This window comes from Nocardioides sp. Root682 (assembly GCF_001427795.1).
GTDB lineage: Bacteria > Actinomycetota > Actinomycetes > Propionibacteriales > Nocardioidaceae > Nocardioides.
This window is the reverse complement of record NZ_LMHJ01000001.1, coordinates 1,713,881-1,731,227: the sequence shown is the minus strand read 5'-3', so window position 1 is coordinate 1,731,227 and position 17,347 is coordinate 1,713,881. Positions and strand designations below refer to the sequence as shown.

The following is a 17,347-nucleotide window of genomic DNA, read 5'->3' as shown; positions in this document are numbered from 1 at the left end:
TCCGACTTCGGTGGGGGTTCCCAGCCTAGGAGGTGGGATCGTTCAGGTAGGTGGCCAGGGCGGTGTCGGCGTCCGTGCTGGTGAACCCCGTCTCCTCCAGCTTCGCCAGGGCGAGGGTGCTGTGGAGCGGCCGTGGCGAGACCTGCTTGCCGGCGGCGTACTCGGCCGTCGTCACCGTGCTGACCCGGGCGGGGTCGTGCCCGGTGAGCTCGAAGACGCGTCGCGCGTAGTCGGCCCACGACCGGGGCGGGCCGGAGTTCGTGGCGTTGTAGGTGCCGAACGGCGCGTTGCTGTCGACCAGGTGCCGCGTCGCGCGGGCGAGCTCGTCGGTGAACGTCAGTCGCCCGACCTGGTCGTCGACGACGGCAGGGTCGACGCCGTCGGCCGCGAGCCGTGCCATGGTCCGCACGAAGTTGTTGCCGTCGCCGATGACCCACGACGTGCGCAGGACGTAGTGGCGCGGCGCGGTGGCGACCGCGATGTCACCGGCGGCCTTGCTCTGGCCGTAGACACCCAGCGGAGCGAAGGGCTCGTCCTCCCGGTGCCCGCCGTCGACGTCGGCTCCGTCGAAGACGTAGTCGGAGGAGTAGTGGACCAGGGTGAGGCCGCGCTCGGCAGCGATCCGGGCCAGGGCGGCGGGTGCGGAGGCGTTCGCTGCCCAGGCGTCGGCGCGTCCTTCGTCCTCGGCCTTGTCCACGGCGGTGTACGCGGCGGCGTTCAGCACGACGCCGTACTCGTGCCACGGCCAGGCGGCGAGTGCTTCGGCGTCGGTCAGGTCGAGCTCGTCGAGGTCGACCAGGGTGGCGCCGGGGAACACCCTTGCGAGCGCGCGGCCGAGCTGGCCACGGCTCCCGGTGATCAGGACCTTCAGCGGCTCCATCGGCGTCACCTCGCCGAGGAGGGGGTTCGCCACGTCCTTGGCGGAGATCTCGACCTCGTCGGAGTCCAGCGGGATCGGCCACGGGATGGCCGCATCCGGATCGCCCAGGTGGAGCGCCGGATACGTCTTGCCGGCCTTCCAGTGGTCGTTGACGAGGTAGGTGTAGACGGTGCCGTCGGCGAGCGCCTGGTAGGAGTTCCCGACGCCACGGGGCACGAACACGGCGATGCTCTCGTCGCACTCGATCGAGAAGGTCGTCCCGAAGGTGTCGCCCTCGCGCATGTCGACCCACGCGGCGAAGACCCTGCCCGTGGCGACGGCGACGTACTTGTCCCACGGTTCGGTGTGGATGCCGCGGGTCGCGCCGCGCGCCGCGTTGAAGCTCATGTTGTTCTGCACCGGACCGAAGTCGGGCAGGCCGAGCGCGACCATCTTCTCGCGCTGCCAGTTCTCCTTGAACCAGCCGCGGTCATCGCGGTGGACGGGGAGGCGGACGACGAGGAGGCCGGGGATCGGGGTCTGCTCGACCTGGAGCTCGCCGGGTTTCGAGGCTCGCTGCGCTCGCACCTCAACCACCGGTGTCACTGGCCCTTCGCGGCGTACGACGCCTCGGTCGCGTCCTTGTGCGGACGCCACCACGCCTCGCTGTCCTGGTACCACCGGACCGTCTGCTCGAGGCCGGCCTCGAAGTCGGCGTACTGCGGCACCCAGCCCAGCTCGGTGCGCAGCTTGCCCGCATCGATCGCGTAGCGCAGGTCGTGGCCGGCCCGGTCGGTGACGTGCTCGAAGTCGTCGGCGTCGCGCCCCATCAGGGTCAGGATCAGCCGGACCACCTCGAGGTTGGACTTCTCGCCCTCCGCGCCGATCAGGTAGGTCTCACCGATCCGGCCCCGCTCGAGGATCGTGAGGACCGCCGAGGAGTGGTCCTCCGTGTGGATCCAGTCCCGGACGTTCTCGCCCGAGCCGTAGAGCTTCGGGCGGCGTCCGTCGATGACCTCGGTGATCTGGCGAGGGATGAACTTCTCGATGTGCTGCCACGGCCCGTAGTTGTTCGAGCAGTTCGAGATGGTCGCCTGCACGCCGAAGCTGCGGACCCAGGCGCGCACCAGGTGGTCGGATCCCGCCTTGGAGGCGGAGTACGGCGACGAGGGCTGGTAGGGCGTGTCCTCGGTGAACTTCTTCGGGTCGTCCAGCTCCAGGTCGCCGTACACCTCGTCGGTGGAGACGTGGTGGAAGCGCACCCCTGCCTTCCGCGCCGCCTCGAGCAGCGTGAAGGTGCCGATCAGGTTGGTCTGGATGAACGGTGACGGGTCGTGGAGCGAGTTGTCGTTGTGCGACTCGGCTGCGTAGTGGACGACGGCGTCGTGCTCGGCGACGAGCGGCTCGACGAGGGCGGTGTCGGTGATGTCCCCGACGACGAGGCGGACCCGGTCGTCGGGAAGGCCCGTGAGGGACTCGCGGCTCGCTGCGTAGGTCAGCTTGTCCAGAACGGTCACCGTGGCGTCGGTGTGACGGATGAGGTGATGGACGAAGTTGGAGCCGATGAACCCGGCCCCGCCGGTCACGAGGATGCGTTGCACGCGTGACAGTCTATGGACATGCGCGGGATCATTCTGGCCGGTGGTACGGGGAGTCGTCTGCACCCGATCACCCACGCGATCAGCAAGCAGTTGATGCCGATCTACGACAAGCCGATGATCTACTACCCGCTGTCGACCCTGATGTTGTCGGGGATCCGGGAGGTCCTCGTCATCACGACACCGCACGAGGCCGACCAGTTCCGGCGGCTCCTCGGCGACGGTTCGCAGTTCGGGATCGAGATCAGCTACGCGGTCCAGCCCTCGCCCGACGGCCTGGCCCAGGCGTTCGTGATCGGCGAGAAGCACCTCGACGGCGGCGGCGCCGGCCTCGTGCTCGGCGACAACATCTTCTACGGCTCGGGGCTCGGCACGCGTCTGCGTCGGTTCACGGACCTCGACGGCGCGGCCGTCTTCGGTTATCGCGTGGCCGACCCTACGGCGTACGGCGTCGTCGACTTCGATGCCGACGGGAAGGCCCTCTCGCTCGAGGAGAAGCCCGAGCACCCGAAGAGCCGCTACGCCGTCCCCGGGCTCTACTTCTACGGTCCCGACGTCGTCGAGCGGGCCAAGGCGCTCAAGCCCTCGCCCCGGGGCGAGCTCGAGATCACCGACCTCAACCGGCTGTACCTCGAGGAAGGCCGCCTCCAGGTCGAGGTGTTGCCTCGCGGCTCGGCCTGGCTGGACACCGGGACGTTCGACGACCTCAACGACGCCAGCAACTTCGTGCGGGCGCTCGAGGCCCGCCAGGGCACGAAGGTCGGCTCGCCCGAGGAGGTCGCCTGGCGTCTCGGGTTCATCGACGACGATCGCCTGGCCGAGCTCGCGGAGGGCCTGCTGAAGAGCGGCTACGGTCGCTACCTGCAGGACCTGCTGGCGGAGAAGCGGTCGCTAGGGTCGACACCATGAAGGTCCTCGTCACCGGCGGCGCCGGTTATCTCGGCTCGATCACGTCCAAGGCCCTCGAGCAGGCCGGACACACGCCCGTCATCCTCGACTCCCTGCTCAGCGGTCCTCGTGCGTACGTCGGCGACCGGATCTTCTACGAGGGCGACATCGCCGACCGCGCGCTGCTGCGGCGCATCGTGGCCGAGCACCCCGACCTCGAGGCCACCATCCACATGGCGGCCCGGATCGTCGTGCCGGAGTCGGTGGAGAAGCCGTACGAGTACTACCGCGACAACGTCGCGAAGTCGCTGGAGATGTTCGACGAGCTGACCGCGCTCGGCAAGGGACGGATCCTCTTCTCCTCGACGGCGTCGCTCTACGCGATGACCCCGGACTTCGAGGTGACCGAGGAGGACCCGGTCGACCCGACCTCGCCGTACGCCCGCACCAAGCGGATGATGGAGATGGTCCTGGAGGACCTCTCCCGGGCCACCGATCTGCGCGCCATCATCCTTCGCTACTTCAACCCGATCGGCGCCGACCCGGACCTCGAGACCGGCTACCACCTCAAGGACGCGACCCACGTGGTGCCGCTGATGGCGCAGACCGCGCTGGGGCAGCGGGACAGCTTCACGATCACCGGGACCGACCACCCGACCCGTGACGGCACGGGCATCCGTGACTACATCCACGCCTGGGACCTGGCCCGCGCCCACGTGCGCGCGATCGAGGAGTTCGACAACGTCCTCGAGAAGGTCGCGTCGACGTACACCTACATCAACATCGGCGGCGGTGACGGTGTGACCGTGCGCGAGCTGCTGGCCGCGGTCGAACGCGTCGTCGGCAAGTCGATCCCGGTGACCGAGGCTCCCGCCCGTCCGGGCGATGCCGCCGGTGCCTTCGCCAATGCCGACAAGGCCGCTGCGTTGCTGGGGTGGAAGACCGAGCTGTCTCTCGACGAAGCCATCGCGTCCGCGCTGGCGTGGGGCGAGAAGCGCAAGGACGTGCTCGGCTACGCGTGAAGGACCCGGTGGGGCGGCTCGGCAGCCCGGCCCTGGAAGGCCAGGATCGCGGGGTTGACCACCCGGCCATCGCGGATCTCGATCGCGCGCCGGATCGTGTCGTGGGCGTCCCACCCGCGGGCACCCTCGAGCACCGGGCGCAGGAACGGGATCAGCGCGTTGCTGTTCTCCCAGCTCGCCGAGTTCCACAGGTAGGACGGGCTGTGGTCGACCCCGTAGTAGAGGACGTTGTCGCCCACCAGGAACGTCGGGTCCTCGAAGGACGTCGGACGAGCCCAGGCGAAGCCCATGCCGAGATCGCACGACACGTCGACGATCAGACTGCCCGGCCGGAAGGCACCCACGTCGTCGGTGCCGAGGTACACGAGAGGGGCGGCCGTGTCCTGCAGCGTGCAGTTGACGACGATGTCGTTCTCGGCCAGGTAGGCCGTCAGCGGCTCGCGGCCCCGCTCGGTCAACACGTGGCTGTCGCCATCCGGGTCGTGGTCGAACTGCCGGATCAGCACCGAATGGATCGGCGAACCCACTGCCGTCACCTCGCGGTTGGTCAGCACTGCCACCTGGTGCACGCCGTGTGCGTTGAGCGCCGTCACCGCGCCGCGAGCCGTGGCACCGAAACCGATCACCACCGCGGTCAGGGGCCGCCCGTAGTCGCCCGTCAGGCCAGCCAACGCCATGGCATGCAGCACCGAGCAGTAGCCGGCGAGCTCGTTGTTCTTGTGGAACACGTGTAGCCCGAAGCCACCGTCGCGCCGCCAGTGGTTCATCGCCTCGAAGGCGATCAGCGTCAGCTTCCGATCGATCGCCAGCTGGGTGAGTGCTTCGTCCTGCACGCAGTGCGGCCAGCCCCACAAGGCCTGTCCGGGGCCCAGTGCGGCAATGTCCTCATGTTGCGGCTTCGCGAGCAGTACGACGTCGGAGTCCGCCAAGATCTGTTCGCGAGAGGCGAACCCGGCGACGTGCTCCCCGAGGGCCGCGTCCGAAGCGCCGAACCGCGCGCCGTAGCCATGCTCCAGGGTGATCCGAGCCCGAAGGTCCGCGTCGAGGCCGCGGATGTGGTCGGGGTGGATCGGCAGCCGGAACTCGTTCTCCTTCGTCGACGAACCGATCACCCCCAGCTCCAGGAGGGGAATCGGGCGGCTTGACTCGTCGACCATCGGCGCAACTCTCTGAGGGGGCCTGGATGGCCACGTCTTTCGACAGTACGCGCAGGCCACCCCGGCGGCCCTAAGGTGATGGGGATGAGTCGGAGCGGTCGAAGTGCCTGTGGGGTCGCGATGGTGCTGGTGGCTGTTCTGGCTGGTGGCTGCAGTGGCGACGGGCCACCCGGTCGAGACACGCCGTCGCTCGTTCCTCGCGACGGGCACTCGACGAGCGTGGGACCGAGCGAGCCTCCCTCGACCACCTCGACGAAGCCGTTGGCGGGGAAGGTGGTGGTGCTCGACCCCGGCCACCAGCTGGGCAACCGGCACTTCCGTTCCGAGATCGCCCGGCCCGTCGACGCGGGCGGGTTCGAGAAGGAGTGCAACACCACCGGTGCGGCCACCAACGCGGGCTACCCCGAGGCCACTTTCAACTGGGAGGTGGCTGTTGCGGCGCGGCGGATCCTGCGGCGCCTCGGCGCGCGGGTGGTCCTGACCCGCGCCAGCAACTCCGATGACCTCTGGGGTCCGTGCGTGGACGAGCGCGGGACGATCGGCAACCCGGGCGAGGCGGGACCCACGGCCGACCTCCGGCTGAGCATCCACGCGGACGGCGTCGCGACGGGCTCGGCCCACGGGAGGTTCCGTGGGTTCCACGTGATCCGGCCGGGCGTGCTCGACGGCTGGACCGACGACATCGTCCAACCGTCACGCAGGCTCGCGGTCGACGTACGCGATGCCCTGGAGGCGGCGGGGTTCCCGGCGTCGTCGTACGCCGGGAGGAACGGGATCGACGTCCGCTCCGACCTCGGCACCCTGAACCTGTCCGACGTGCCGACCGTGATGGTGGAGCTCGCCAACATGCGCGATCCTGCGGACGCTGCGCTGGTCGAGAGCGCGGTGGGCAGGCGGCGGTACGCCCGGGCCCTCGCGCAGGCGATCCGGAGCTATCTGGTGCAGTGACCGGTGGAGCCGTCAGTGCAGGGCGTGGCGCCCGGTCGCGGATCGTGTCTGTGGAAGTGGCTCGGGCCTGAACGGCGCGGGTTGCGGTTGTGGTCGGTGCTTCGACCTGCGCCCGTGTCGTTCGATGTGCGGACAACGGCGCGGACCGTGTTTGAGCAGGCATCGCATCTTGCGACGCCAACGGCGGAAGGACATGTGAACTCCAGGGGGGAGGGAGCGCCCGGTCCCGAGATGGCCCGACGGTACACCCGTTTCCCTTGCTGGGGCACCGAAGTTGGTGAGCGTTCCCTGCCGGTAGGTTGGCGAGCATGGGGATCCGCGCCGCCCACTGGGACGACTGGAGCCTCGAGGGACTTCTGGGTCAGAAGATGGCGCTGGGACAGCGCGTCAGCCTGGTCGTGCCGGCCCGCAACGAGGCCGCGACGGTGGGCGCCGTCGTCACCCGGGTGCGCGAGGCGCTGATGGAGACCGTGGCGCTCGTCGACGAGATCGTCGTCATCGACAGCGACTCCGTCGACGACACCTTCGCCGTCGCGGTGTCGGCGGGCGCCCGCGTGCACCGGTCCGCGGAGATCCGCCCCGACCTCGGCACGCACCCCGGCAAGGGCGAGGCGATGTGGAAGTCGCTGTTCGTCACCAGCGGCGAGCTCGTGGTGTTCATGGACGCCGACCTCCACGACTGGGACACCCACTTCGTGCCGGGACTCCTGGGGCCGCTGCTGAGCTCGCCCGAGGTGCAGCTGGTCAAGGGCTTCTACGACCGGCCCGGTGCCGACGGCCCCCTCGAAGGCGGCCGGGTCACCGAGCTCGTCGCCCGCCCGCTGATCGCCCTGTTGTTCCCCGAGCTCGGTGGGTTGGTCCAGCCGTTGGCGGGTGAGTGGGCCGTACGGCGGTCCTGGTTCGCCGGCCTCCCCGTGCCCAGCGGCTACGCGGTGGAGCTGGCAGCGCTGATCGACACCGTGCGCGCCGGTGGGACGGAGGCTCTCGCGCAGGTCGACCTGGGCGTGCGCGCGCACCGGCACCAGGCGCTGCGCGACCTGGGCGGGATGGCGACGCAGATCCTTGCGGCGGCGTTGGCGCGGGTCGACGTCGCTGCTGCGCAGGACCCGGTGCTGCGGCAGTACCTCCGCGGGCTGCAGCCGGTCGAGCACGCCGTACCGATTCATGAACGCCCGCCGGCAAAGGACCTGCTGTGACCCTTGCTCTCGGTCGCCACACCTTCGGCGACGACGACACGTTGATGATGGCCATCGTCAACCGGACACCCGACTCCTTCTTCGACAAGGGCGCGACCTGGGCCGAGGACGCCGCGTTCGCAAGGGTGGCCGAGGTGGTGGCGCAGGGCGCCGAGATCGTCGACATCGGCGGCATCAAGGCCGCCCCGGGCGTCGAGATCTCGGCCGCCGAGGAGAAGGCGCGGGTCGTGGACTTCGTGGCCCGGGTGCGGGCGGAGTGGCCAGGCCTGGTGATCTCGGTCGACACCTGGCGCGCCGAGGTCGGCGCGGCCGTCTGCGAAGCCGGTGCCGACGTCCTCAACGACGCATGGGGTGGAGCCGACCCCGAGCTCGTCGACGTCGCGGCCCAGTGGGGAGCAGCGATCGTCTGCACGCACACCGGAGGAGTGACGCCCCGGACCCGCCCCTACCGGATCGAGTACGACGACGTGGTCGCCTCCGCGATCGCCGACACCGTGGCCTACGCCGAGCGCGCACTGGCCGCCGGCGTCGCGCGGGAGTCGATCGTGATCGACCCGGCCCACGACTTCGGCAAGAACACCTTCCACTCCCTCGAGGTCACCCGACGCCTGGGAGAGATGGTCGCCACGGGGTGGCCGGTGCTGGTGTCGCTGTCCAACAAGGACTTCGTCGGCGAGACGCTGGGCATGGAGGTGGGGGAGCGGCTTCTCGGGACGCTGGCGGCCACGTCCGTCTGTGCCCTCGCCGGCGCCAGGATCTACCGCGTGCACCAGGTGGTCGAGACCCGCCAGACCGTCGACATGGTGTGGTCCATCGCCGGTCGCCGCCCGCCCCTGCGCGCGATCCGGGGGCTGCAGTGAGCGCGCAGGTGCACCCGGCCGCACTGGTGCCGGGAGTGCTGGCGCTGCTGCCACGCTATGCGTCGCTGGAGGACCCGGTCGCGGAGCTGCGTGCGGCCTGCCTGGCCGCGGTGGGTCGGCTCGGTCCGCGGATCCGGGTCGTCGCGTCCGGTGGCTCGGGAGGACGGGTCGGGGCAGCGCTGGTGCGTGCCGCTGGGTCACTGGTCGTCGAGTCCGACGAGACCGGGCTCCTCGTCGTCGCCAACGGTTCGGGGCGTCGTACCGAGAAGGCGCCGGGGCACTTCGACGAGCGGGCCGAGGGCTTCGACGCCGCGTTGCGCGCGGACCTGGGCTCGGCAGACCCCGGGTTGGCAGCCGAGCTGTGGGCCGACGTCGCTGCGCTGGACGCGCTCGCCGGCAGGACCCTCGTGGAGGCGGACGTGCTCTACGACGACCTGCCCTTCGGTGTCCAGTACTGGGTCGCGGTGTGGGGCGACGCGGCAGACTGATGCCCATGAGCATCCAGAGCAGCGAGCGGCCGGCGTGGCAGGTGGCAGCAGTCGGCGCGGCCGGGTTCGTCGCCGTGCTCTGGGTCATCGAGGGGATCGACGTCGCCGCCTCGCACCGGCTCGACGGCTGGGGGATCCGGCCCCGCTCCGACGAGGGGCTGCTCGGCATCCTGGCGGCCCCGCTCCTGCACGGCGGTTGGGGACACCTGGTCGCCAACACCGTGCCCGCGCTGGTGCTGGGATTCCTGACGCTGGCCACCGGCATCGCACGCGGCCTCGTCGCGACCGCAGTGATCTGGCTGGTCGGCGGACTGGCGGTCTGGCTGGTCGCGGGCGACCACTCGGTCCACATCGGCGCCTCCGGCCTGATCTTCGGCTGGCTCACCTACCTCGTGGTGCAGGGCCTGGTCGACCGCAAGCCGCTCGAGATCGGGATCGGCGTGGCCGTGCTGCTGGTGTACGGCGGAGTGCTGTGGGGCGTGCTGCCCGGTCAGCCCGGAGTCTCCTGGCAGGGCCACCTGTTCGGCGCGATCGCGGGGGTGCTCGCGGCCGTCGTGGTCAGCGAGCGCGGGCTCGCCGGCAGGCGCCGGTGAAGGCCTTCCGCCTGCCCTGGCTCTGGCTCGGGCTGTGGGTCGCGCTGCTCGTCGCGGTCGCGTACGCCTCGCTCGGGGCGCCCAGGTCCGGACCGGACGTGCCTGCCAGTGACAAGTGGATGCACCTGTCGACGTACTTCCTGGTCGCGGCCGCGGGCGTGCAGCTCTTCCGTCCCGGGCGACCCCTGCTCTGGGCCGCGATCTTCGCCGTGTCCTACGGCGTCGCCATGGAGATCGGGCAGGGCACGCTCACCGCCGACCGGACGATGGACTGGCGCGACGCGGTCGCGAACGCGGCCGGGGTGGGCCTGGGAGTCCTCACCAGCCGGACGCCGGTACGGGATGCACTGCTGCGCGCCGTACCCTCGGGCCGTGACTGACGACCTGTTGATCGAACGGGACCGCCTCGGCCCCGGTGTGCTCGAGGTGACCTTCAACCGACCGGAGCGCCGCAACGCCTTCACCAAGGCGATGTACGCGCAGATGCGCGAGCTCTGGGAGGAGACCGCCGCCGACCGATCCGTCGGGGTCGTGGTGCTGCGCGGTGCCGGCGGCAAGGCGTTCGCGGCCGGCAATGAGATCAGCGACTTCCTCGAGGCCGATGCGGTCGACTACGAGAACTGGATCCGGGAGATGTTCGAGCGGCTCTGGTCGCTGCCCCAGGTCACCATCGCCGCCATCGACGGCGTGTGTGTCGGCGGCGGGCTCGCGGTCGCCACCCACTGCGACCTGCGGGTCGCGACCACCGCCTCGAAGTTCGGCTACCCGATCGCCCGGACCCTCGGCAACGCCCTGTCCGGAACGGTCCTCTACCGGTGCCAGGCCGTCTTCGGCGAGTCCCTCACCCGCGAGATGCTGCTCGCCTCCCGTCTGATCTCCGCCGACCGCGCCTCCTCCGTCGGCGCCCTGGTCGCGTCGGTGGCCGACGCCGCTGCCCTGGACGCCGAGATCGCTTCGCTGGTCGGTGGCATCAGCCAGGCCTCTCGGGTCACGCTCGAAGTCACCAAGCAGCAGCTGCTCACCTACGCGCAGGCTCTCGAGGCCTCGCCCGAGGGCGAGGAGGCGCGGCTCCGCGAGGTCTACACCGGCCCCGACTTCAACGAGGGTGTCCGGGCATTCCTGGCCAAGGAGAAGCCGACCTTCGGTCGCTGACCTGCTCGTCGTCTCACGCTGCCCGAACCGGGGCCAGACGAAGGACGTCGCGCAGAACCTCGAGCACGTAACCAGGGTCGTTCATCACGTCGTCGTAGCTGAACCGAATCACCAGCCACCCTTCGCGCACCAAGGTCGTGTAGCGGCGAATGTCCGCGTTGTGCTCGGCCGGTCCAGCGTGCCATTCCCGCGATTCCGCCTCGATCACCATGCGCCGGTGACGGTCTGCGAGGTCGACCCGATACGGACCGATCTGCACTTGCGGCTCGACATCGAGGCCACGCACATCTCGACAGATTGCCCGTAGTACTGACTCGAAGGGGTTCGCTGAGCGACGGTCAGCCGCTCGCGCCACGGCCTCGGCCCGGGCGCGCCCGATGCGCGGCGCGGACGCGATGGCGATGAGCAGGTCGTCGCGGGTCACCAGCCCGGACCGCAGGGCTGAGTCGGCAACAGCGAGTGCCTCGTCGAAGGGCATCGTCCGGAGACAGTGAACGGCCGTCGCCAGCGGCGTCTGGACACAGGCCCCCTGGGCGTTGATGAGGACATCGCCCCGGGAGGACCACCAGTGCGGGACGATCTGAGCACGCTGACGACGCGTGAGCGCGCGGCCCTTGAACAGGGCAAGGTGCGGTCGCTCCGGGAGGTGCTTGAGCTTCCACTCCCAGATCAACGCAGCCGACGGGCCGACGATCGTTGCGGACAACTCGATCGATCGCAGCTGCGCCTCAGCGATTCCCGGGACGCCGTACACACCCCGGCGCAGCCGGATGATGTCGCCCGATTCCAGCGCTCGCTTGATCGCCTTCCTTCCGCAGCGCGCGCGAAGGACGGCGGTGTCGGCGACGCCACCGCTCTCTCGCAGCACTTCCGACGGACGCATGCCAGAGATCGTCGGTCATCAGCGCCGCCGGTGCACTTGGTCATCCACAGGGTCCCTACCGATCCACCACTCGACCGGTTTCGGGGTGAATCCGGCCGGAAGTGGACGAGTGGTGGACCTGCCGGTCCCTCCACGGTGCCTGGGTGGTGGATGTCAGCGCCGCAGGCGTCCCAGGGGTACGACGGCCGCGGCCACCAGGCACGCGCCGGCCATCGTCAGCGCGGTCGCCCGGAAGGCGGTCTCGTGGCCGCCGTACACCGCGAGCAGGGCGACGCTCGTGGCCGAGCCCACGGAGAAGCCGAGGTAGCGGAGCAGCTGGTTGAACGCCATCGCGCTGCCCGTCTCCGCTGCCGGGACGTGGGGCACGATCAGCATCGGCAGCGAGGAGAACGTGAAGCCGCTGCCGAGGCCGCCGACCGCCATCGCGACCAGGGCCTGGGTGAAGGTGTCGTGCCAGAGCGTCAGCATGACCAGGGACGACGCAAAGATCGTCGAGCCGATGGGGAGCAGGACGTGGGGGCCGAAGCGACGCGCCATCCGCAACGCCACCCGGCTGGCGGCGACGCTCAGCAACGCGTACGGGACCAGCACGAGCCCGGCGCTGAGGGGGCCGCGGTCCAGGCCCCACCCGGCGCTGCTGTCGTTGCGCACCAGCAGGACGACGATGGTCAGCATGCCGTACATCGCGAAGGCGAGGGCGATGCCGACCAGGTTCGGCCCCAGGACGCCCGGCCGGGTGGCCAGGCGGAGGTCGACGAGCGGCTGGCCACCATCGCGGGTGACCCGGACCGTGCGGGCGATCCAGCCGGCCAGCAGTGCGATCCCGCCGACGGCGAGGAGAAGGACCGGAGCCGACAGCCAGCCCCAGCGCTCTCCCTCGCTGACGGCCAGCAGCGTGCAGACCATGCCGGTCGCGACCAGCGCGACGCTCGGCAGGTCGACGGCCTGGGGCACTCCCTCGGCGTGGTGGGGCAGGTGGCGGACCGCGAGGCCGAGGCTGAGCGCGACGAGCAGGGCGCCGAACGCGTAGGCACCGCTGACGCCCGCGTACTCGGCGAGCAAGCCGGTGATCGGGTAGCCCAGCCCTGCGCCGGCCACGGTGGCGATCGAGAGCAACGACAGCCGCGACGCGAGACGGTCGCCGGACCAGACGTCGCGGGCGACGGCCATCGTCAGCGGGGAGAGCGCCAGCCCCACCCCCTGCAGGGCCCGCCCGGCGATCAGCGGACCGATCCCCAGCGGTACGGCGGCCAGCACGGTGCCGACCAGGACGACGCCGAGCGCGCCGAGGATGACGGGGCGGCGCAGGCGACCGCTGCCCCAGCGGCCGAGGGCCGGGGTGGCGGCAGCCGCGATGATCAGCGTCGCGGTCAGGATCCACTGCGCGGTGCTGATCGGGACGTCGTACCGGCTGGCGATGCTGGGGACCAGGGGAGCGCCGAGGCTGCTGACGATCGCGGTGACCGTGGTGACGGCGGCGAGCGTCGCGAAGAGCCAGCGGTCCGGGCTCCGGGAAGTCGTCACCCGACCAGTCTCGTGGGTACTGGTCGGGTGACGACGCTTCGCCCGGAGTGCGGGCCTTTCAGGCCTCAGTCACTCGAGACCGGGTCTCCGTCGTCGACGGCCAGTGAGGAGGTCTCCTCACAGCCTCCATCGATGTCCCGTTGAGCCGGGTTGGTGCTGTCGTAGGTCACCTGCCACGAGTAGTCACCGGCACCGAAGGCGTCCTCGTTCGAGGTGCCCACGATCACGCCCGAGGGGTCATCGATCGCGACGTCCTCCGTGAACACCACTGCGCCCGTGCAGTCTCCGGTGGCATAGAGGTCGAAGGTCACGGTGCCCTTCATGTCGCCGCCGGCGGCGGCCGACAAGGTCGCCGAGTCGTTCGGCACCCACGACTGGGCGGTCTCGATCGTCGACGGGACGTCGGTGACCTCGACCTCCTCGGAGTCCTCGTCGCAGTCCGTGTTGTGGCTGACGCCGTTGGTGTTGGGGTCATCGCCGCTGTACGTGGCGACCCAGTGGTAGACGCCGACCGAGTCCGGCTCGAACTGCGGGTCCGGCGTGGAGTACTCGCCATCGCCCTCCACGTCGACCGACACCGTGTAGACAGGTTCGCCCTGCCCGCACCCGGTGTCGCTGGGCCCGTAGAGGTCGAAGGTGATGGTCCCGCCCGCGTCAGCTGCGCCCACCGGCGCCGTGGTGCTGATCCCGTCGCCGACCGGCTGAGTTGCCGTTCCGCTCAGGGTCGCGGTGTCGCTGACGGTGCCCCCTGCGGTGGTGTCGTCGCCTGCTTCGGTGGAGAGCGTCGGTGTGGCCGCGCTGACCTCGAAGCACTCGCCTGCCTTGTCGTTCTCGGAGGCCGCAGGAATGCCGTTCGCGGCGTCGCCGCTCCAGGTGGCGCGCCAGCAGTAGGACCCGGCTGCGGTGATGAACGCCGTGGGAGAGGTGACCTCGACGGGGAAGGTGTTGCCGGTCAGGTTGGTCGAGCCGATCAGCTCGCCCTCGCCTGCCCCGCACGTCGGTCCGTCGGTGTCCGTGTCGCAGAGCCAGTACGAGACCGATCCGGACGGCGTCCCGTTGCCGCCGGTCAGGCCCACCGTCGCGACGTCGGCGACCTCGACGACGCCGCTCCCGATCGAGACGTCGCCGTCCGCCGGGGTCGTGCTGATCGTCGGCGCGCAGCTGCTGAGCGGGTCGATCTTCTGGAGGATGGTGTCCTTGTAGTCGGCCGTGTCGGAGTTGCCGGTGACCGTGCTCGGGATGACGTTCGCGAACGTCGTGCACGACTGGCCGTCGGTCAGGCCGGACAACGTGAGGTTGATCGCCGCTTCACCGCGGGTCTTGTCCGGGCTGTAGAGACCAGCCGCCTTGGTGGGGTCCGCGCTGAGCAGCACAGGCGCGCCGAGCACCAGGGGTGCGTTCGGGCTCGCCTGCGTCCAGACACGCTTGGACAGGACTGCGCTGCTGCCGCTCTGGTCCCACAGGATCAGGAAGTCGCCGGCGCTGCGACCGACCTTCACGTTGCCGGCCTCGGTGGCAGTCCGCCAGGGGTTGCAGGTGGCGACGGCATACGAGGTGGCGCAACCGGACGGCAGTCCGTTCTTCATGAACTCGAAGGAGATGAAGCCACTGCCCGTGTTCGAGTCGCGCTCCCAGGCGAAGTACAGGAAGTCGGCGCCGCCCTGGCGCTTGAGGTTGAGCCACGCCTGCTTCAGGTCGACCTGGCCGTTGGGATTCGTGAGCTCGAGCATCGGCGGCGTCGCCGTGTGGATCACGCTGATCTTGGTCGGGCTGCCGTTCTTCGGCCCGATCTCCTTGGCGCTGCCCGAGGGGTCGTCGAGATGCTGCGCGCCGTCGCCCCCGGGAACGGTCCCGTCGATGTTGTACGGGCCGAAGGCCACCGCCTCGGCGCCGGAGCTGACGAGGGTGGCTGCGACGACCGCCAGACAGGCGAGAAAGGTGCCGGAGCGGCGAAGGCCGCGGCGCCGGAGTGGACGCGGGTGAGCGCGGGAGGATCGGGAGGCTGAAGGCATTGGGAGCATTCCTCACGGTGGACGTGCGCGGCTGATTGTCGCTGCACCCAACTCCCCGAGAATCGCCACCGAGAAGCAAAGCCGTATGCGGCCGGTCCCACTCCCCATCACACAGCGGGTGCCCGGGAACGGCAATGGCACGTCGTGGCCACCTGAGGTGACTACGACGTGCCATTGTCCAGACCAGGCTGAGCCTGGCGAAGGAGACCTACTTGGAGGCCTTCTTGGCGCGGCTGGTGATCTTCGCGCGCTCGTTGGCGTCGAGGATGATCTTGCGGATCCGCACCGTCTCCGGGGTGATCTCCACGCACTCGTCCTCGCGGCAGAACTCCAGGCTCTGCTCGAGGGAGAGCTTCTTCGCCGGGATCAGCTTCTCGAAGTTGTCGGAGGTGGCGGACCGGATGTTGGTCTGCTGCTTCTCCTTGGTGATGTTGACGTCCATGTCGTCGGCGCGGGAGTTCTCGCCGACGATCATGCCTTCGTAGACCTCGGTGGCGGGCTCGAGGAACATCACGCCGCGCTCCTGCAGGGAGGTCATGGCGTACGCCGTCGTGGCACCCGAGCGGTCCGCGACCAGTGAGCCGGAGGCGCGCGAGCGGATGTCGCCGGCCCATGGGAAGTAGCCCTCGGAGATGTGGTGGGCGATACCGGTGCCGCGGGTCTCGGTGAGGAAGTCGGTCCGGAAACCGATCAGGCCTCGGGCCGGGACGACGAACTCCATGCGCACCCAGCCGGTGCCGTGGTTGGTCATGCCCTCCATGCGGCCCTTGCGAGCTGCGAGGAGCTCGGTGATCGTGCCGAGGAACTCCTCGGGTGCGTCGATGGTGAGGCGCTCGAACGGCTCGTGGATCTTGCCGTCGACCTCGCGGGTGACGACCTGCGGCTTGCCGACGGTGAGCTCGTAGCCCTCGCGACGCATCTGCTCGACGAGGATGGCCAGGGCGAGCTCGCCGCGGCCCTGCACCTCCCACGCGTCGGGACGCTCGGTCGGGAGCACGCGGAGCGACACGTTGCCGATGAGCTCCTGGTCCAGGCGGTCCTTGACCAGGCGGGCGGTGACCTTGTGGCCCTTCACCTTGCCCACGAGGGGGCTGGTGTTGGTGCCGATGGTCATCGAGATGGCGGGCTCGTCGACGTGGATGAGCGGCAGGGCGATGGGGTTCTCCGCGTCGGCGAGGGTCTCGCCGATGGTGATCTCCGGGATGCCGGCGACGGCGACGATGTCACCGGGGCCGGCCTGCTCGCCGGGCTTGCGCTCGAGGCCCTCGGTGATGAGGAGCTCGGTGATCTTGACGTTCTTGACCGCACCGTCGCGCTTCATCCACGCAACGGTCTGGCCCTTCTTCAGGGTGCCCTGCTGGATGCGCAGCAGTGCGAGGCGACCCAGGAAGGGGGAGGCGTCGAGGTTGGTGACGTGCGCCTGCAGGGGTGCGCCCTCGTCGTACACGGGAGCGGGGATGTTCTCGAGGATGGTGCGGAACAGCGGCTCGAGGTCGGTGCCCTCGGGGAGGGTGCCGTTCTCGGGCTTGGTCAGCGACGCGATCCCGGCCCGGCCGGACGCGAACACGACGGGGAAGTCGAGGGCGTCGTGGCTGTGGGTCTCGTCGAGCAGGTCCATGAAGAGCTCGTAGGTCTCGTCGACGACCTCGTCGATGCGCGCGTCGCCGCGGTCGGTCTTGTTGACCACCAGGATCACCGGCATGTTGGCGTTGAGGGCCTTGCGCAGCACGAAGCGGGTCTGCGGGAGCGGGCCCTCGGACGCGTCGACGAGGAGCACGATGCCGTCGACCATGGACAGGCCGCGCTCGACCTCGCCACCGAAGTCGGCGTGGCCGGGGGTGTCGATGATGTTGATGACCATGTCGCCGTTGGCCATCTCCTGGGCGGAGGGGCCGCGGTAGTGGACGGCGGTGTTCTTCGCGAGGATGGTGATGCCCTTCTCGCGCTCGAGGTCACCGGAGTCCATGACGCGCTCGGCGACGGACTCGGCCTGGTGAGCGGTGAAGGCGCCGGCCTGGCGCAGCATCGCGTCGACCAGCGTGGTCTTGCCGTGGTCGACGTGCGCGACGATGGCTACGTTGCGAAGGTCGTGGCGGAGGGATCGTCCATCCTCGGACATGGTCTGGGACATGGGAGTACGGCGTCGCTCTCGTCGAAGGTTCTGGTG

Annotated in this window: 16 protein-coding genes; 9 read left to right on the top strand and 7 right to left on the bottom strand. The window is 69.9% G+C overall.

All coding sequences use genetic code 11. The features are described 5' to 3' along the window. Positions 1-25 precede the first annotated feature (25 nt). Both ASD84_RS08200 and rfbB read right to left on the bottom strand, forming a co-directional pair. Positions 26-1,456 carry a sugar nucleotide-binding protein gene (locus ASD84_RS08200; RefSeq protein WP_235531032.1) on the bottom strand — a complete coding sequence of 477 codons (1,431 nt, stop codon included), beginning with the start codon at positions 1,454-1,456 and terminating at the stop codon, positions 26-28. 5 nt (positions 1,457-1,461) lie between these two features. After that, complete coding sequence (gene rfbB / locus ASD84_RS08195; protein ID WP_056708893.1) at positions 1,462-2,460, bottom strand: dTDP-glucose 4,6-dehydratase; 999 nt, start codon at positions 2,458-2,460, stop codon at positions 1,462-1,464. An 18-nt stretch (positions 2,461-2,478) separates the two neighbouring features. Here rfbB and rfbA point away from each other — a divergent pair, with 18 nt between their 5' ends. Together rfbA and galE are read left to right on the top strand one after the other, a co-directional pair. Further along, positions 2,479-3,366: a glucose-1-phosphate thymidylyltransferase RfbA gene (gene rfbA, locus ASD84_RS08190; RefSeq protein WP_056710823.1), complete on the top strand. Its 888-nt coding sequence runs from the start codon at positions 2,479-2,481 to the stop codon at positions 3,364-3,366. Next, entirely contained in the window at positions 3,363-4,367 is a 1,005-nt protein-coding gene (gene galE / locus ASD84_RS08185) for a UDP-glucose 4-epimerase GalE (RefSeq protein ID WP_056708889.1), read from the top strand. Before rfbA ends, galE begins: the two co-directional genes overlap by 4 nt. On the opposite strand, the gene ASD84_RS08180 is transcribed toward galE, so the two are convergent. After that, positions 4,358-5,524, bottom strand: a complete 1,167-nt coding sequence (locus ASD84_RS08180; protein WP_056708886.1) for a N(5)-(carboxyethyl)ornithine synthase — start codon at positions 5,522-5,524, stop codon at positions 4,358-4,360. The genes galE and ASD84_RS08180 overlap by 10 nt on opposite strands. 219 nt (positions 5,525-5,743) lie before the next feature. Between ASD84_RS08180 and ASD84_RS08175 the strand changes: the two genes are divergently transcribed. The 7 genes from ASD84_RS08175 (at position 5,744) to ASD84_RS08145 (ending at position 10,761) form a co-directional block, all read left to right on the top strand. After that, positions 5,744-6,472 (top strand): N-acetylmuramoyl-L-alanine amidase family protein, encoded by a 729-nt coding sequence (locus tag ASD84_RS08175; RefSeq protein WP_056708883.1) that lies wholly within the window; start codon positions 5,744-5,746, stop codon positions 6,470-6,472. Positions 6,473-6,780: 308 nt separating this feature from the next. Then, the gene (locus tag ASD84_RS08170) at positions 6,781-7,668 is read left to right on the top strand and encodes a glucosyl-3-phosphoglycerate synthase (RefSeq protein ID WP_056708880.1); all 888 of its coding nucleotides are present in this window, start codon (positions 6,781-6,783) and stop codon (positions 7,666-7,668) included. Beyond that, on the top strand, positions 7,665-8,528 hold the full coding sequence (gene folP, locus ASD84_RS08165; protein WP_200954466.1) for a dihydropteroate synthase: 864 nt from the start codon (positions 7,665-7,667) through the stop codon (positions 8,526-8,528). Before ASD84_RS08170 ends, folP begins: the two co-directional genes overlap by 4 nt. Beyond that, positions 8,525-9,016, top strand: coding sequence for a hypothetical protein (locus tag ASD84_RS08160; protein WP_235531030.1), 492 nt, complete (start codon positions 8,525-8,527; stop codon positions 9,014-9,016). Before folP ends, ASD84_RS08160 begins: the two co-directional genes overlap by 4 nt. A 5-nt stretch (positions 9,017-9,021) precedes the next feature. After that, positions 9,022-9,609, top strand: a complete 588-nt coding sequence (locus tag ASD84_RS08155) for a rhomboid family intramembrane serine protease (protein ID WP_200954464.1) — start codon at positions 9,022-9,024, stop codon at positions 9,607-9,609. Further along, positions 9,606-9,989: a VanZ family protein gene (locus ASD84_RS08150; RefSeq protein ID WP_056708874.1), complete on the top strand. Its 384-nt coding sequence runs from the start codon at positions 9,606-9,608 to the stop codon at positions 9,987-9,989. The genes ASD84_RS08155 and ASD84_RS08150 overlap by 4 nt, the downstream gene beginning before the upstream one ends. Continuing rightward, a complete protein-coding gene (locus ASD84_RS08145; RefSeq protein ID WP_056708871.1) occupies positions 9,982-10,761 on the top strand; it encodes an enoyl-CoA hydratase-related protein in 780 nt (259 codons plus the stop codon). Before ASD84_RS08150 ends, ASD84_RS08145 begins: the two co-directional genes overlap by 8 nt. A 13-nt stretch (positions 10,762-10,774) precedes the next feature. On the opposite strand, the gene ASD84_RS08140 is transcribed toward ASD84_RS08145, so the two are convergent. From ASD84_RS08140 to typA, 4 genes are all read right to left on the bottom strand, one after another. Beyond that, positions 10,775-11,644, bottom strand: coding sequence for a type IV toxin-antitoxin system AbiEi family antitoxin domain-containing protein (locus tag ASD84_RS08140; RefSeq protein ID WP_056708868.1), 870 nt, complete (start codon positions 11,642-11,644; stop codon positions 10,775-10,777). A 153-nt stretch (positions 11,645-11,797) separates the two neighbouring features. Beyond that, on the bottom strand, positions 11,798-13,168 hold the full coding sequence (locus tag ASD84_RS08135) for an MFS transporter (RefSeq protein ID WP_056708866.1): 1,371 nt from the start codon (positions 13,166-13,168) through the stop codon (positions 11,798-11,800). A gap of 65 nt (positions 13,169-13,233) precedes the next feature. After that, entirely contained in the window at positions 13,234-15,180 is a 1,947-nt protein-coding gene (locus tag ASD84_RS08130; RefSeq protein WP_056708863.1) for a hypothetical protein, read from the bottom strand. Between the two features lie 208 nt (positions 15,181-15,388). After that, positions 15,389-17,311, bottom strand: a complete 1,923-nt coding sequence (gene typA, locus ASD84_RS08125; RefSeq protein WP_235531028.1) for a translational GTPase TypA — start codon at positions 17,309-17,311, stop codon at positions 15,389-15,391. Positions 17,312-17,347: the final 36 nt, after the last annotated feature.

Excerpts from the sequence above, each read along its gene's own strand:
- rfbA (WP_056710823.1), top strand. The coding sequence starts at position 2,479 with ATGCGCGGGATCATTCTGGCCGGTGGTACGGGGAGTCGTCTGCACCCG.
- galE (WP_056708889.1), top strand. The coding sequence starts at position 3,363 with ATGAAGGTCCTCGTCACCGGCGGCGCCGGTTATCTCGGCTCGATCACG.
- ASD84_RS08180 (WP_056708886.1), bottom strand. The coding sequence starts at position 5,524 with ATGGTCGACGAGTCAAGCCGCCCGATTCCCCTCCTGGAGCTGGGGGTG.
- ASD84_RS08170 (WP_056708880.1), top strand. The coding sequence starts at position 6,781 with ATGGGGATCCGCGCCGCCCACTGGGACGACTGGAGCCTCGAGGGACTT.
- ASD84_RS08155 (WP_200954464.1), top strand. The coding sequence starts at position 9,022 with ATGAGCATCCAGAGCAGCGAGCGGCCGGCGTGGCAGGTGGCAGCAGTC.
- ASD84_RS08140 (WP_056708868.1), bottom strand. The coding sequence starts at position 11,644 with ATGCGTCCGTCGGAAGTGCTGCGAGAGAGCGGTGGCGTCGCCGACACC.
- ASD84_RS08130 (WP_056708863.1), bottom strand. The coding sequence starts at position 15,180 with ATGCCTTCAGCCTCCCGATCCTCCCGCGCTCACCCGCGTCCACTCCGG.
- typA (WP_235531028.1), bottom strand. The coding sequence starts at position 17,311 with ATGTCCCAGACCATGTCCGAGGATGGACGATCCCTCCGCCACGACCTT.